The organism is Pseudomonas sp. zfem001, from assembly GCF_032621725.1.
Taxonomy (GTDB): Bacteria; Pseudomonadota; Gammaproteobacteria; order Pseudomonadales; family Pseudomonadaceae; genus Aquipseudomonas; species Aquipseudomonas sediminis.
On sequence record NZ_JAVYJI010000006.1, the window covers coordinates 241,711 to 255,919 of the forward strand.

General features: G+C 63.0%; 12 protein-coding genes. 3 read left to right on the forward strand and 9 right to left on the reverse strand.

All coding sequences use genetic code 11. The features are described 5' to 3' along the window. Positions 1-40 precede the first annotated feature (40 nt). Genes RTH74_RS19655 through RTH74_RS19665 form a run of 3 tightly spaced genes read right to left on the reverse strand, consistent with a single transcriptional unit; the run spans position 41 to position 5,768 of the window. Positions 41-1,441 (reverse strand): efflux transporter outer membrane subunit, encoded by a 1,401-nt coding sequence (locus tag RTH74_RS19655; protein ID WP_316915768.1) that lies wholly within the window; start codon positions 1,439-1,441, stop codon positions 41-43. Between the two features lie 4 nt (positions 1,442-1,445). Next, a complete protein-coding gene (locus tag RTH74_RS19660) occupies positions 1,446-4,583 on the reverse strand; it encodes an efflux RND transporter permease subunit (protein ID WP_280079134.1) in 3,138 nt (1,045 codons plus the stop codon). Positions 4,584-4,598: 15 nt separating this feature from the next. Continuing rightward, positions 4,599-5,768 (reverse strand): MexC family multidrug efflux RND transporter periplasmic adaptor subunit, encoded by a 1,170-nt coding sequence (locus RTH74_RS19665; RefSeq protein WP_316915769.1) that lies wholly within the window; start codon positions 5,766-5,768, stop codon positions 4,599-4,601. A 172-nt stretch (positions 5,769-5,940) separates the two neighbouring features. On the opposite strand from RTH74_RS19665, the gene RTH74_RS19670 reads away from it, so the two are divergent. After that, complete coding sequence (locus tag RTH74_RS19670) at positions 5,941-6,492, forward strand: TetR/AcrR family transcriptional regulator (RefSeq protein WP_099523589.1); 552 nt, start codon at positions 5,941-5,943, stop codon at positions 6,490-6,492. Between the two features lie 12 nt (positions 6,493-6,504). On the opposite strand, the gene RTH74_RS19675 is transcribed toward RTH74_RS19670, so the two are convergent. From RTH74_RS19675 to RTH74_RS19690, 4 genes are all read right to left on the reverse strand, one after another. After that, on the reverse strand, positions 6,505-7,203 hold the full coding sequence (locus tag RTH74_RS19675; protein ID WP_316915770.1) for an SDR family NAD(P)-dependent oxidoreductase: 699 nt from the start codon (positions 7,201-7,203) through the stop codon (positions 6,505-6,507). Next, a complete protein-coding gene (locus tag RTH74_RS19680; RefSeq protein WP_316915771.1) occupies positions 7,200-7,733 on the reverse strand; it encodes a DUF3833 domain-containing protein in 534 nt (177 codons plus the stop codon). Before RTH74_RS19680 ends, RTH74_RS19675 begins: the two co-directional genes overlap by 4 nt. Before the next feature lie 8 nt (positions 7,734-7,741). Next, positions 7,742-8,287 (reverse strand): chalcone isomerase family protein, encoded by a 546-nt coding sequence (locus RTH74_RS19685; protein WP_316915772.1) that lies wholly within the window; start codon positions 8,285-8,287, stop codon positions 7,742-7,744. Positions 8,288-8,416: 129 nt separating this feature from the next. After that, a complete protein-coding gene (locus RTH74_RS19690; RefSeq protein WP_316915773.1) occupies positions 8,417-10,195 on the reverse strand; it encodes an acyl-CoA dehydrogenase C-terminal domain-containing protein in 1,779 nt (592 codons plus the stop codon). 373 nt (positions 10,196-10,568) lie between these two features. Between RTH74_RS19690 and RTH74_RS19695 the strand changes: the two genes are divergently transcribed. Both RTH74_RS19695 and RTH74_RS19700 read left to right on the forward strand, forming a co-directional pair. Beyond that, positions 10,569-11,930: an EAL domain-containing protein gene (locus RTH74_RS19695; RefSeq protein ID WP_316915774.1), complete on the forward strand. Its 1,362-nt coding sequence runs from the start codon at positions 10,569-10,571 to the stop codon at positions 11,928-11,930. A 374-nt stretch (positions 11,931-12,304) separates the two neighbouring features. Continuing rightward, entirely contained in the window at positions 12,305-12,961 is a 657-nt protein-coding gene (locus tag RTH74_RS19700; RefSeq protein ID WP_316915775.1) for a TIGR04211 family SH3 domain-containing protein, read from the forward strand. Positions 12,962-13,012: 51 nt separating this feature from the next. On the opposite strand, the gene RTH74_RS19705 is transcribed toward RTH74_RS19700, so the two are convergent. Both RTH74_RS19705 and RTH74_RS19710 read right to left on the reverse strand, forming a co-directional pair. Beyond that, complete coding sequence (locus RTH74_RS19705) at positions 13,013-13,918, reverse strand: LysR family transcriptional regulator (protein ID WP_316915776.1); 906 nt, start codon at positions 13,916-13,918, stop codon at positions 13,013-13,015. A gap of 12 nt (positions 13,919-13,930) precedes the next feature. Beyond that, positions 13,931-14,185: a hypothetical protein gene (locus RTH74_RS19710; protein ID WP_316915777.1), complete on the reverse strand. Its 255-nt coding sequence runs from the start codon at positions 14,183-14,185 to the stop codon at positions 13,931-13,933. Between the last annotated feature and the right edge of the window lie 24 nt (positions 14,186-14,209).

Below are 14,209 nucleotides of genomic sequence, written 5' to 3' on the forward strand. Positions count from 1 at the left end.
CGCATAAGCGTGGCGTTGTCGTTTGTGGCGGATGAGCAGGCTAGCGCTGCCAGCCACCGCCCAGCGCCCGGAACAGATCGGCCAGCGCCAGTTGGCGGTCGGTGCTGATCTGGATCAGCGTGGTCTGGTCATTGAAGCTGCTGCGTTGGGCATCCAGGTAGCGCAGGTGGTCATCCACACCGCCTCTGTAACGGGCTTCAGCCAGGGCTTCGGCCGCTCGGCTGGACTCGGCCAGGGCGCGTCGCGCAGTTTCTTCGCGGCGCAGTGTGTCGGTGGCGGCAAGGGCGTCGGCGACTTCGCGGAAGGCGGTCTGGATGGTGCCTTCGTAGTCGGCCACGGCGGCGTCCTGGCGGACTTCGGCGAGATCCAGGTTGGCGCGATTACGACCGCCGGCGAAGATCGGCAGCGACAGCGTCGGGGCGAAGCTCCAGGCCCGCGAGCCGCCCTCGAACAGCCCGGACAGCTCGGTACTGGAACTGCCAACCGAACCGGTCAGGGTGATGCGCGGGAAGAACGCCGCACGGGCCGCGCCGATATCGGCATTGCGTGCCTTGAGGCGGTGCTCGCTGGCAAGAATGTCGGGGCGGCGCTCAATCAGTTCCGAGCTGGTGCCGGGGGCGATGTCTTGCAGCACCATCAGCTCGTCGCGTGGGGTCGACGGCAAGAATTGTCCGGCGTCTGGCGTGCCGAGCAGCAGCGCCAGGGCGTTGTCCGCCTGGCGCAGCTGGCGTTCGGTGCTTTCCCGTTCGGCTTTGGCCTGCTCGGCGAGGCCGACCGCTTCCTGGTAATCCAGGGCGGTGGCGGCGCCGACTTCACGACGTTTGCTGACCAGTTCCAGCGAGGCCAGGCGGCTTTCCAGGGTCTGCTCCACCAGCACTTGGCGGCGCAGCGCGCCATCGCGGGTCAGGTAGGCCTGGATCACTTCGGCGATCAGGCTGATCTGCGTGGCGCGGGTCGCTTCCTCGGTGGCCAGGTAGGTTTCCAAGGCGGCTTCGGACAGGTTGCGCACGCGGCCGAACAGGTCGACCTCGTACTCGGCCAGACCCAGGCCGACCTGGTAGACGCTGGCGACTTCCGAACGGCCGGTCTGCGACTGATCGGCCGGCAGGCGCTGGCGGTTGCCCGTGGCGTTGGCGTTTATCGACGGCAGACGGTCGGCACGCTGGATGCGGTACTGCGCACGCGCCGCCTCGATATCCAGCAACGCCTGACGCAGGCTGCGGTTGTTGTTCAGCGCAGTATCCACCGCGCGGCGCAGGTCGGCATCGACGATGAATGTCTGCCAGTCCAGCGCTTGCGCACTAGTGTCATTGGCGTTGGCCACCTGCCAGTCTGCCGCCACCGGCGCAGCCGGGCGTTCGTAGGTCGGCGCCAGGGAGCAGCCGCCGAGGGCGATGGCCAGGGTCAGCAGAGCAGGGCGGAGCATGAGGTGAGAGGTCATCGCATTACTCCGCTTTGTGCAGGGGATGGTTGTCGGTTTGCTGAGGTTTGGCACGCATCAGCGACAGCACCCAGACGAAGAAGATCGGCACGAAAATCACCCCGAGAAGCGTCGCGCTGAACATGCCGCCCAGCACACCGGTACCGATGGCGCGCTGGCTGGCGGCGCCGGCACCGGATGCGATCACCAGTGGCACCACGCCGAGCATGAACGCCATGGAGGTCATCAGGATCGGGCGGAAACGCATACGCGCTGCTTCGATGGCGGCGTCACGCAGCGAGTAGCCGTCTTCCCACAAGTCCTTGGCGAACTCGACGATCAGGATGGCGTTCTTCGCTGCCAGACCGATCACGGTGATCAGGCCGACCTTGAAGTACACGTCGTTGGGCAGGCCGACGGCGGTCACTGCCAGCACCGCGCCGAGTGCGCCGACCGGTACGATCAGCATCACCGCCAGCGGAATCGCCCAGCTCTCGTACAGCGCGACCAGCAACAGGAACACCACCACGATGGCCAGCGCGAACAGCATCACCGCCTGGCCGCTGGCAACCCGCTCTTGGTAAGACAGCCCCGTCCATTCGTAGCCGATACCTTCCGGCAACTCGGCAGCGATGCGCTCCAGTTCGGCCATTGCGTCACCGGTGCTGACACCGGGGGCGGCGTCGCCGGAGATGCGAATTGACGGGTAGCCGTTGTAGCGAGCGATCTGTACCGGGCCTTGTTCCCACTGGGTGGTGACGAAGGCGCTCAGTGGCACCAGGCTGCCGCTATCGTTGGGTACATGCAGCTTGAGCACGCTTTCCGGGGTCATCCGCGCGGCCTGTTCGGCCTGCACGACGACCCGCTGCTGGCGACCTGCGTTGGCGAAGTCGTTGATCACCGCAGAGCCGAAGGCGGTGGACAGTGCAGTGCTGATCGAGTCGAAGGCGACGCCCTGGCTACGCGCTTTCTCGCGGTCGATGACCAGGCGCAATTGTGGCGCTTCGGCCAGGCCCTCCATCATGCCGTAGAGGAACAGCGGGTTGCCGTTGACCTCGCCGAGCAGTTGGTCACGGGCGGCGAGCAGCGCTTCGCGGCCCAGGCTGCCACGGTCCTGCAGGCGCAGCGAGAAGCCGCCGGAGTTACCCAGGCCTTCGATAGGCGGAGGCGGCACGGCCATCATTGCGCCGTCGTCGAGGTTGGCGAAGTGAGCGTTGACTGCCTCGGTTTCCGCCTGCACGGATTGCGAGCTATCGCGCTCGGACCAGTCCTTGAGCAGGGGGAAGGCAATCGCGGCGTTTTCGCCCATGCCCGAGAAGCTGAAGCCCATCACCAGGAAGGAGGTGGCTACCGCTTCGCGAGACGCGAGGAAGGCTTCCAGTTCTTCGCCTGCTGCCGACGTACGCTCGCGGGTGGCGCCCGGTGGCAGTTGGATATCGACGATCATGTAGCCCTGGTCTTCCACCGGTACGAAGGATTCCGGCAGACGCAGGTAGAAGAAGCCCATCAGCACGACGATGCCGATATAGATGAACATGAAGCGCCCGGCGCGCGGCACCAGGGTCTTGTTCACAGCGGTATAGCGGCCAGTCAGTCGGGTGAACTGGCGATTGAACCAGCCAAAAAAGCCGGTTTTTTCATGGTGACCCTGCGGGATCGGCTTGAGCAGGGTGGCGCACAGAGCCGGGGTGAAGGTCAGTGCCAGGAAGCCGGAGAACAGGATCGATACCGCCAGCGACAGCGAGAACTGCTGGTAGATCACCCCGACCGAGCCGGCCATGAACGCCAGTGGCAGAAACACCGCAGACAGCACCAGGGTAATACCGATGATCGCCCCGGATACCTGGCCCATCGCCTTGATGGTCGCCGGCAGAGGTGCCAGACCTTCTTCGGCCATGATCCGCTCGACGTTCTCCACCACCACGATGGCATCGTCGACCAGAATGCCGATGGCCAGCACCATGCCGAACATGGTCATCATGTTCACCGAGAAGCCCAGCAGGTACATGAAGGTCAGTGTGCCGAGCAGGCACACCGGCACCACGATGGTGGGAATCAGCGTGTAGCGCAGGTTCTGCAGGAACAGGAACATCACCAGGAACACCAGCACCATGGCTTCGGCCAGGGTGGTGATGACTTTTTGGATGGCCACGTCGACGAAACGTGAGGTGTCGTAAGGCACCGAGAATTCGACGTTGTCCGGGAAGTTCGCCGACAGCTCGGTCAGACGCTCTTTGACAAGCTTGGCGGTCTGGATGGCGTTGGCGCCAGGCGCCAGCTGCACGGCTGCGGCGACGGAAGGCTTGCCATCCTGGCGCGAGCCGAAGTTGTAATCCTGGCGGCCGACTTCGATGCGTGCGACGTCGCCCAGGGTCAGTTGCGAACCGTCCTGGTTGGCGCGCAGCACGATGGCGGCGAACTCCTCCGGGTTGTCCAGCGTGCCCTTGACGGTCAGCGTTGCGGTCAGCTCCTGCTCGCTTGAGCCTGGTGTGCTGCCGAAGGCGCCGGCAGGCACCTGGACGTTCTGGGTACGAATCGCTTGATTGACGTCGTCGATGGACAGGCCATAACCGACCAGTTTCTGCGGGTCGATCCACACGCGCATGGCGGCTTCGGAGTCGAAGAACTGCAGCTTGCCGACACCGGGCAGGCGGCGAATCTCGTTGTTGACGTTACGCACGGCGTAGTCCGCCAACGCCGTGGTGTTGGCGTTCTTGTCGCCGTCCTTGTAGCGCAGCGAGTAGACCAGCAGGAAGCCGGCGGTGGCCTGCTCGGTCTGAATGCCCAGCGTGAGTACCGCCTGCGGCATGCGCGACTCGGCCTTCTTCAGGCGGTTCTGCACGTCGACCTGGGCCAGATCCGGGTCGGTGCCGGGCTGGAAGGTCACGGTGATCTCGGCGATGCCGTTGGCGTTGCTGGTCGACTCGAAGTACAGCATGTTCTTCGCGCCGTTGAGCTCATCCTCGATGACGCTGGTCACCGAGTCGGTCAGTACCTGGGCCGACGCGCCGGGGTAGGTGGCGGTGACGGTGATCTGCGGTGGTGCCACGTTGGGGTACTGAGCCACCGGCAGAAACGGGATGGCCAGCAAGCCTGCCATCGAGATGAACAGCGCGACCACCCAGGCAAAGCGCGGGCGTTTGATGAAAAACTGGGGCGTCATGTCATGAACTCCGGCTTATTGCGCCTTGGGTTGGCTGGCGGCGTCGGACGCTGGCGCACCTTCTTCGCGGGGCACCACCTTGGCGCCGGGGCGGATCGCCGACAGCGAACTGACGATGACTTTGTCACCCGGCTTGAGGCCTTCACTGATCTGCCAGCGCGAACCCTGCATGGCGCCAGTGGTGACCGGGCGTGACTCGACGGTGTCGCCTTCGCCCAGCAGCATCACGCTGGCCTGGCCATCGGAGGAGCGCTGAACGGCTCGCTGTGGCACCAGAATGGCGTTCTGATCGAGGCCTTGCGGGGTGCGCACACGTACGTACATGCCGGGCAGCAGCACGCCTTGCGGGTTGTCGAAGCGCCCGCGCAGAGCGATCTGGCCGGTGCTGCGATCCACCGAGATATCGGTGAACAGCAGGGTGCCTTTGCTCTCGATGTCGGTGCCGTCGACGCGTAGCGACAACTGCTGATCGTCCGCACCGGAGACTTTGCCATCGGCGATGGCGGCACGCAGACGCAGGGCATCGGCGGCTGGCTGGGTGAAGTCGGCATACACCGGGTCGAGCTGCTGGATGCGCGCGAGCAGGGTGGCTTCACCCTGGCCGACCAGTGCGCCTTCGGTCACCTGGGCACGGCCAATGCGCCCGGCAATCGGCGCGCGCACTTCGGCGTAACCCAGATCAAGGCGTGCCGTTTCCACGCTGGCTTGTGCCGAGCGCTTGTCGGCCTGCGCGCTTTGCAGGGCGGCCTTGGCTACATCGAAGTCCTGCTTGCTGACGGCATCGATCTTCACCAGCGGCTCGTAGCGCTTGACCGTGGCCTGAGCCTGGAACAGCTGCGCCTCGGCGCGCGCCAGTTCGCCCTGGGCACGAGATAGGGCGGCCTTGAACGGCGCCGGGTCGATCTGGAACAGCAGGTCGCCGGCCTTGACGTCGCTCCCTTCCTCGAAGGTGCGCTTGAGCACGATGCCGGCGACCCGGGCGCGTACTTCAGCGGTGCGCACCGGTTCGATACGGCCTGGCAGTTCGGCGATCACGGTGAACGGCTCGGGCTTGACGGTCAGTACGTCGACTTCGCGTGGCGGTGCCTCGCCCCAGCCTTGCTCGCCTTTGTCGCAGCCGGCCAGGCCGATTGCTGCCAACAGAGTGACCACTGAAAAAACGTAACGTCCGCGAATTCTGCTCATGCCTGTCACCTGGATTGAGATTCATTTTCCCTGAAAGGCGCGAATGATCGTACTTTGGCTTAAATGAGTCAATATTGACTCATTTGGGTCTTCTGTGAGCAAAATTGTAAGTCCCCGTTGAGTCTGGGGACTCTTTCTGCACAATGCGCGCTGCTCAAGCTGGAGGCCTTCGATGTCCAATGATGAAAAGCTGCTCAAGGCCCTGGCTGTTGCCATCGTCGATCGCCCGCGGGCGACGCTGAAAGACCTGGCCGAAGCTGCAGGCGTCAGCAAGGCCACCTTGCATCGTTTCTGTGGCACGCGTGACAGCCTGGTCGAGCGCCTGATGAATCACAGTCAGGCAGCGCTCAACCAGGTGATCGAAGACGCCAACCTGCAGGTTGCCGATGTGGCGCAGGCATTGCGTGACCTGATCGAGAATCACCTCAGACACCGCGAATTGCTGGTGTTCATGATCTTCCAGTACCGCCCGGACAGCCTCGACCCGGACCAGGACGGGGCACGCTGGATCGCCTACACCGATGCGTTGGACAGCTTCTTCCTGCGTGGCCAGCAGGAGGGGTACTTCCGCATCGACATCACCGCCGAGCTGCTGACCGAACTGTTCGTATCGCTTGTCTATGGCATGGTCGATGCCGAGCGCCGTGGCCGCGCCGCCAGTGCGCGTTCGCTGGCGGTGCTGGAGCAGTTCTTTCTCAAGGGTGCCGGGCAGCAACGGCCCTGATGCTCAAGCCTGTCACCACGGCAGGGGCTGGCCGTCGTAGGCGTGAAAGCTGCCGCTGTGCTCGGGCCCTAATGAATCGATCACCCGTAGCATTTCCGCTGCTGCCTGTTCGGCCGGTCGTGCGGCTGTGGCGCCGCGAAAGGGCTGTGACAGGGGCGAAATCACTGTGCCGGGATGCAGGCTGAGCAGCCGAGCCTTGGGCTTGCTGCGTGCCAGCTCGATGGCGGCGGTCTTGATCAACATGTTCAGCGCCGCCTTGGACGCACGGTAGGCGTACCAACCACCGAGACGGTTGTCGCCGATGCTGCCGACCTTGGCCGAGAGCATGGCCATGGCGCCTTGTTTGTCGAGCAGCGGCAGGAAGTGGCGCAGCACCAACGCCGGTCCCAGTGCGTTGACCTGGAATACCGCCTGCAGTGCATCGGCTTCGATGGCAGCCAGGCTCTTCTCCGGTGCGATCCCGTCGCGGTGCAATAGCCCGGCCGTATGCAGGATCAACTGATACGGCCCTTCGTCGGTCAGTGCCGCTGCGGCCTCGGCGATGCTGGTTGGAAGCTCCAGATCGAGTGACGGCGCGCTGCTGCGGCTCAGCTCGCGCACACTGGCGCAGTTGGGGTCGGCACGCAGCGCCTGGCAGAAGGCCTGGCCGATGCTGCCGCTGGCGCCAATCACCAGCGCCTTGTAGCTGTTGCCCAGGCTGTGCAGGGTCATGGTGTGGCAGCGCCCCGGCGGAAGAACAGCGTGACCTGGCCCAGCTCGATGCCGAACTTGCTCATGGCCGAGCGGTTGATCAGGGTGTCGTCATCCATCAGGTACATCCAGTCGTCGAAGTAGACGACATAGGTTGTATCGTCCACCGGCAGATTGAGGTGGTAACGCCAGCGCAGGGCGTTGCCGGCCACTTCGCCGATGGCTTCGCCGACCACATCGTCAGCGGTGCCGATCCAGCGTCCTTCGCCGTCCGGGGTCAGGGTCCAGACCCGGCGCTGGCGGGTGCCGTCGCTGTAAAGAAAACGCTCGTCGAGGATCAGCTTGTCGCCCTCGCGGCGGCTCTGGATATCGACGTGGAAGCGCTTGATCACCTCACCGGAGCGATCCTGGAACATGCCCCAGGCCTGCACCGGCCCGGAGAAGTAAGTGGGCAGATCCAGCACAGGTTTCTCGTTGGCGTAACGCTCGACCGGGACCTGGCCGCAGCTGATCAGCAGCAGAGTGCTCAGCACGATCAATAGGGCTTTCATGTAGTACCTCACGGGTTAAGGCCGAGCAGGGCGGCACGCAGTTTCGGGCTGCGGGTCTGCGGGTCGAGCCAGATGGAGAAGAACGCGCGGGCGAACTCCGGATCATCTATGACGTGTTGCAATTGGCCGTCGACATAGAAGCGGCAGCCCTGCTCAGGCAGAAAAACACCGGTAATACGCGTACCGTCCTTGACGTCGACAAAGGCCTGGCTCATCTGCTGCGTCCAGGCGGACTGCTGTTCAGGGTCCAGCGGTTGACCGTTGATCCTGCGGATTTCGTCGAGACTGGTGTCGACCAGGGTTTCCCGGCTGATGGTGCGTCGGTATGTCAGTTCGAGAGCAAAGGGCTCGGTGAAGTCAACTCGACTGCTCGGGCTCCACAATTTGGCGTTGTAGACGGAGAAACCGAACCAGCTGAAGTCGCCACTGCCGACCAGCGTGGCTTGTGGCAGTTGTTCGCGCCAACCGCTCGGGCTATTGGCCTGTGCCGTTCCAGCAGCGAGTGCAAGCGCCAGCAGCAGGACTGAACAGAGGCGTGATCTCGGGGTTGCCATGGCTCATCGCTCCGCAGTTGAATCTGACTGCGGCCAGTAACTGGCCGCAGGTGAAGAATAAAAAAATCCGACAACCAAAAGGGGAGAAGTGGGTTGCCGGATTGCGCAGCTTGTTGGCGCTGCCTGCAATCAGGCAGCGAACTCCTCGTCAGTGAAGGCCATCAGCGTCGCCTTGCCAGCCTTGATTTCGCTGAGCAGGGCATCGGTTTCCGGCAGGATGCGCGCCATGAAGAAGTCGGCAGACTTGACCTTGGCTGCATAGAAATGGGTTTCCGAGGTGCCGGCATCGAGGTGACGCTGGGCCAGTTGGGCTTGTTGCGACCACAACCACGCCAGGCTAGCCAGGCCGAACAGGCGCAGGTAAGGGGTTGCCGCAGCGGCGGCCTGCTCCGGATCCTTGCTGCCTTCGCTGGCCAGCCATAGGGTGGCTTGCTGCAGTTGCTTAAGTGCCTGGGTGACGGCCGCTGCGTGCGGGGCATCGGCATTGCTCTTGAGCCAGCCTTCGACCAAGGCGAAATAGGCACGCACGGCGCGACCACCGCCGAGTGCGAGCTTGCGGCCCACCAGGTCCAGCGCCTGGATGCCGTTGGTGCCTTCGTAAATACGGGTGATGCGACTGTCGCGCACCAGTTGTTCGATGCCCCAGTCTTCGGTGAAGCCCGAGCCGCCCAACACCTGTAGACCTTCGTTGGCGCAGGTGAAACCTTCATCTGTTAGGAAGGCCTTGACCACAGGCGTGAGCAACTGCACCAGGTCGTCGGCGCGCGTGCGGGCTTCGGCGTCCTCGGCGCCGTGGGCGATGTCCTGCTGCAGGCCGGCGAAATAGGCGAGGGCGCGGCAGCCTTCGATCATCACCTTCTGCCGCAGCAACATGCGCCGCACATCCGGGTGCACCATGATCGGGTCAGCGGGCTTGTCGGCCGCTTTCGGCCCTGAGATTGAACGGCTCTGCAGGCGCTCACGCGCGAAACCCAGGGCGATCTGGTAGGCGCTTTCAGCCACGCCCAGCCCTTGCATGCCGACCATCAGGCGTGCCGAGTTCATCATGGTGAACATGCAGCTCAAACCCTTGTTCGGTTCGCCGATCAGCCAGCCTTTGGCGCCTTCGAAATTCATCACGCAGGTGGCCGAACCCTTGATGCCCATCTTGTGCTCGAGACCACCGCAGAAGGCCGGGTTGCGGCTGCCATCTTCAAGCACCTTGGGCACCAGGAACAGGGAGATGCCTTTGACGCTATCCGGTGCGTCCGGCAACTTGGCCAGCACCAGATGGACGATGTTGTCGACCAGATCGTGCTCGCCGCCGGTAATCCAGATCTTGGTGCCAGTGATGGCGTAGCTGCCATCAGCCTGCGGTAAGGCGCGGGTACGGATCAGGCCGAGATCGGTGCCGCATTGCGGTTCGGTCAGGCACATGGTGCCGGTCCACTCACCACTGATCAGACGCGGCAGGTATTGCGCCTGTTGTTCGGGGGTGCCATGGCTGGTCAGGGCATTGATGGCGCCATGGGTCAGGCCCGGGTACATGCCCAGCGACAGGTTGGCTGAACAGGTCATTTCCTCGACCAGCATGTTCAGTACATGTGGCAGACCCTGGCCACCAAACTCGGGTGTACAGGCCAGGGCTGTCCAGCCCCCTTCTGCAAACTGCTTGTAGGCGGCCTTGAATCCATCCGGTGTGCGCACGCTGCGGCTCTGCGGGTCGTACTGGCAGCCTTGCTTATCGCCAGGGCCGTTCAGTGGTGCCAGCACGTTTTCGGCCAGCTTGGCAGCTTCTTCGAGAATCGCACCACCGAGATCAGCGCTGAGTTCATGGTGTTCGGGCAGATTTTGCAGCTGGGTGTAGGCGTCGAGCAGTTCTTCGAACACGAAGCGCATGTCACGCAGCGGAGCACGGTAGGACGGCATATCGATTTACCTAAAGCTGTACAATATTTTGCTGTGTACAGCTTTTGTATAGCTGTTTTTCTTCCTTTGCAAGCCCTTTCGAGTTAGTTCGTGCAATGACTGCTGCGTCACGCCTGAAGTTGTGCAGGCTGTACAGGTTTTGCTGGTTCACAAGCAAAAGCGCCCGATTGCGCCCCTTGTGCTAGCAGTGGGTGTCGGTGTCATGGGCCAAGCCATGGTTCTGAAGGTTCAGGCGGACAAGCCAGGGAGGCGGCGATTGATTTATTGTCGGGCTATTTGCAGGCACCGCGTGCAAGCAGCATTAAAAGCATCTGGGAAACTTGCATTCGGCCAGGCAGCTTCAAGAATGAAGTGATCGGATAAGGATTTCATCATGCCATCACTCTCAAGCTTCGGCAGACGCGTTCGCAAACTCTGGCATGGGGCAGACCTGGCTCTGGTTGGCCAGCGCCGTGAACGCCGGATGCGCATGCTGTCGAGCCTGGTGATGATCGTGATGGGCCTGCTCTGGGGGCTGTTCTTTTCCTCTCGCGGCTACTGGGCCATCGTCATCATGGATGTGGCTATCGTCTGCAGCGGTGTGGCGGTTTTCGCGCTGACCCTGCGCAACCAGGCGCGCAGCGCCAACCTGATCCTGTTCGGTGCGCTGATCCTTATCGTCGTCGCCTCGACCCTGCTGCTCGACCCGCCGACGCTCACGGCGCCGCGTGCGACTCATCTCTATCTGCTGCCGGTGGCCGTCGGTGCGTTGATGGCCTTCCGCGATGAGCCCTTGTGGCTGCGTTACGGCATGTGCTTGTTCTGTCTGCTGCTGTTCGTTACACTGGCCGCGTCCAACTGGCGGCCCACCGATCTTTATGCGCTGCCGGACGATGTGCGCATCGTCGGCTCCTGGGTGCAGGGCGTTGCCGCCATGGCGCTGTTTTTCCTGCTCCTGCATATCCTGCAAAGCGATACCGCCGAGCGCTCGGAGCTGGATCGTGACTTGCGCGCGGCCGTGCGTGAGCGGCAGTTCGTGCTGTATTACCAACCGCAGCTCAATGACGCGAACCGGGTGATCGGTGCCGAATTGCTGATTCGCTGGCAGCACCCACAGCGTGGCTTGCTGGCGCCCGGTGAGTTCATCGACCACGCCGAGAACACCGGGTTGATCATCCCCATTGGCCAGTGGGTGCTGGAGCAAACGGCCGCGCGCTTGCGGCAATGGAAGGATGACCCGCTCTTTGGCGATGTGGGGCTGGCGGTGAATATCAGTCAGAAGCAATTCTCGCAGAGCAGTTTCGTCGCCGAAATCCTCGGCCTGATCGAGCGTCACGGTATCGATGCCCAGCGCCTGGAACTGGAGTTGACCGAGACGCTGATCGTCCGCGACATGGAGGACCTTACGCGCAAGATGGCGGCGCTGGTCGAGCAGGGCGTGCGCTTCTCGCTGGATGACTTTGGTACCGGTTTTTCTTCCCTCAGCCACCTCAAGCGTCTGCCGCTGAGCAAACTGAAAATAGACCGGTCGTTCATCTGCGACGTGCTCACCGATGCCAACAGCGAAACCATCGTGCGTACGGTGATCGCCCTGGGGCAGAGCATGGGCATGACGGTGATCGCCGAGGGCGTGGAAACCGAGGCGCAGCGGCGGTTTCTGGCTGACAACGGCTGCAGCCAGTTTCAGGGCTACCTGCTTGGCCGGCCGATGCCGTTGGCAGATTTCTGCTCCTTCGTGCAGCGCCACAACGGCTGAGAACCTGTTCACGATCTGCTGCGCGTCGGCCATGCTGCGTTGAAACCACGCTCAAAATGCTCATTTACAACTCGTAAACTGCGCTTTTTCGCCTGGTTTCGCCTTGCCTGGCTCTAGCTCGCGAGATCGTGAACAAGTTCTGAGACGACGCTCCGTCCATCTACCATCTCCTGCTGCGAGTGAACTCGAAGCAAGTGGCCAATGTCTGTCTGCTGTCGGCCCGTACCGGCAGGAATTGATGGCTATTGGCCGTTAGTGTGGCGTCTACGTCGCGGATTCTGCCTGGATCGTGCTTGAGCATGCGCTCGTGCGTGTGGCCGGCATCGTTCATCCCGTTCGCCGGGTTCGTCTGACTGCCATGTGAAGATCGCCCCATGTTTTTATCTCGTCATGCTCCACTCCAACCCCGCATTCTCGGTGCCTGCCTGCTACTCGGTGGCCTGCTCGGCGGCGCGCAACCGTCTCTGGCTGAAGAGGCGTCTGGTAACCAGCGCTGGGTCAGCGACAGCCTCAATACCTATGTGCGCAGTGGCCCCACCGATGGCTACCGTATCGTCGGCACGCTGGTTTCCGGGGAGAAAGTGGAGCTGTTGCGCACTCAGGGCGACTACAGCCAGGTACGTAGCGAAAGTGGCTCCACGGTGTGGATTCCCAGCCGCGACCTGCAATCGGTGCCAGGTCAGGCGGAGCGTTTGCCGCAACTGGAACAGAAGGTCGCCGACCTCAGCGCTGAGCTCAAAGGCATCGACGACGCCTGGAAGGTACGTGTGCAAGGCATGCAGGAAACCCTCGACACGCGCAAGAACCTGATCGACGAACTGCAGGCCGCCCGCGGCGCGCTGGACGCCGAGCTGACCACCACCCGTTCGCAGCTGCGTGATGCCCAGGCGCAACTGGGTGAGGAGCAGCAGCAGGTACTGATGCGCTATATGGCCTATGGCGGCAGCATCGCTGGCGCCGGCCTGCTGCTTGGTCTGATTTTGCCGACCATGCTGCGTGTCAAGCGCAAGCGTAATGATCAGTGGGTGTAGAGCCTGCTTTCAATGACGCCAGGCCGGTGCAGAACATCAACAGGCCCTGAGTCATTCCAGATGCGGCGCCATCAACTGCTCCAGCCATTCGATCAATACCGCCAGGCGCCGTGAGCGCTGGCGGCGGTGCGGGTAGAGCAAGGCAATCGGCATGGCGGCGGCGCGCTGCTGTGGCATCACCTCCAGCAGTTCGCCGGAGGCCAGCAGGTGTTGCACATCGAAGCGCGGAATCTGGATCAGGCCCAGGCCGGCCAGGCAACAGGCGATGTAGTTCTCTGCGTTGTTGACGATCACCCGGCTGGCCGGGCGCAGTTCGCACAGTTCGCCATTGTCGTCGACATATTCCCAGGGCAGCTCGCGGCCGCTGGTGGGTGAAGCGTAGCCGACCATCCAGTGGCTGCCTTCCAGATCTTCGGCCTGCTGCGGCTCGCCATGTTCACGCAGGTAAGCCGGGCTGGCGCAGTTGATCAGCGCCAGGTTGCCCAGTTGCCGAGCAGCCAGACTGCTGTCGCTGAGTGTGCCGACGCGCAGCACGCAGTCGACGCCTTCCTTGACCAGGTCGATAGCGCGGTCGGTCGAACTCAGCAGCAGTTGCAGTTGTGGGTGGCGACGCAGCAGGGGCGCTAGCGCCGGAGCGATCAGGCGTCGAGCGATACGGCTGGGCACGTCGATTTTCAAGCGTCCGCTGACCTGGCTGCCAGTTCCTTGCGCGCTCTGCTCGATGTCCTCGGCCAGCGCCAGCAATTCGCGAATACGTTCGAGTAACTGACTGCCATCGGGCGTCAGGCGTACGTTGCGGGTGGTGCGGTGCAACAGGCGAACGCCCAGTTGGCTCTCCAGTTGCTGCAACGCCGCCGATACCGACGCGCGTGGCAGTTCCAGGGCATTGGCTGCCTTGATGAAGCTGCCCATCTCGGCGATCTGCAGGAAAACGCGGTACTGCTCGAGTTTGTCCATTGTTCTACCTGTTCAACTGGCCCGACGCAGCCACCACCAGGCGAGCCAGGCGGCAACCGCAGGAACGCCGAACAGCACGGCATGGATCGGCAGTTCCTCGGCCAGGGTATAGCCATGGGAAAGCCCGGTGCGCAGGTTGAGCGCACAGACGCCCAACCACAGCAAGGTGAACAGCGTGATTGCCAGCGTGCGTTGCGCCGCGGGTGCGAAGCGCAGGGCCAGGGCGGCCAGCGCCAAGCCTACTACCAGCAGAATCAGGGTTCGCATCTGCCCACCTCCCAGGCTTCTTCC

Coding starts and splice junctions, on each gene's coding strand:
- RTH74_RS19655 (WP_316915768.1), bottom strand. CDS start 1,441: ATGACCTCTCACCTCATGCTCCGCCCTGCTCTGCTGACCCTGGCCATC.
- RTH74_RS19660 (WP_280079134.1), bottom strand. CDS start 4,583: ATGACGCCCCAGTTTTTCATCAAACGCCCGCGCTTTGCCTGGGTGGTC.
- RTH74_RS19665 (WP_316915769.1), bottom strand. CDS start 5,768: ATGAGCAGAATTCGCGGACGTTACGTTTTTTCAGTGGTCACTCTGTTG.
- RTH74_RS19670 (WP_099523589.1), top strand. CDS start 5,941: ATGTCCAATGATGAAAAGCTGCTCAAGGCCCTGGCTGTTGCCATCGTC.
- RTH74_RS19675 (WP_316915770.1), bottom strand. CDS start 7,203: ATGACCCTGCACAGCCTGGGCAACAGCTACAAGGCGCTGGTGATTGGC.
- RTH74_RS19680 (WP_316915771.1), bottom strand. CDS start 7,733: ATGAAAGCCCTATTGATCGTGCTGAGCACTCTGCTGCTGATCAGCTGC.
- RTH74_RS19685 (WP_316915772.1), bottom strand. CDS start 8,287: ATGGCAACCCCGAGATCACGCCTCTGTTCAGTCCTGCTGCTGGCGCTT.
- RTH74_RS19690 (WP_316915773.1), bottom strand. CDS start 10,195: ATGCCGTCCTACCGTGCTCCGCTGCGTGACATGCGCTTCGTGTTCGAA.
- RTH74_RS19695 (WP_316915774.1), top strand. CDS start 10,569: ATGCCATCACTCTCAAGCTTCGGCAGACGCGTTCGCAAACTCTGGCAT.
- RTH74_RS19700 (WP_316915775.1), top strand. CDS start 12,305: ATGTTTTTATCTCGTCATGCTCCACTCCAACCCCGCATTCTCGGTGCC.
- RTH74_RS19705 (WP_316915776.1), bottom strand. CDS start 13,918: ATGGACAAACTCGAGCAGTACCGCGTTTTCCTGCAGATCGCCGAGATG.
- RTH74_RS19710 (WP_316915777.1), bottom strand. CDS start 14,185: ATGCGAACCCTGATTCTGCTGGTAGTAGGCTTGGCGCTGGCCGCCCTG.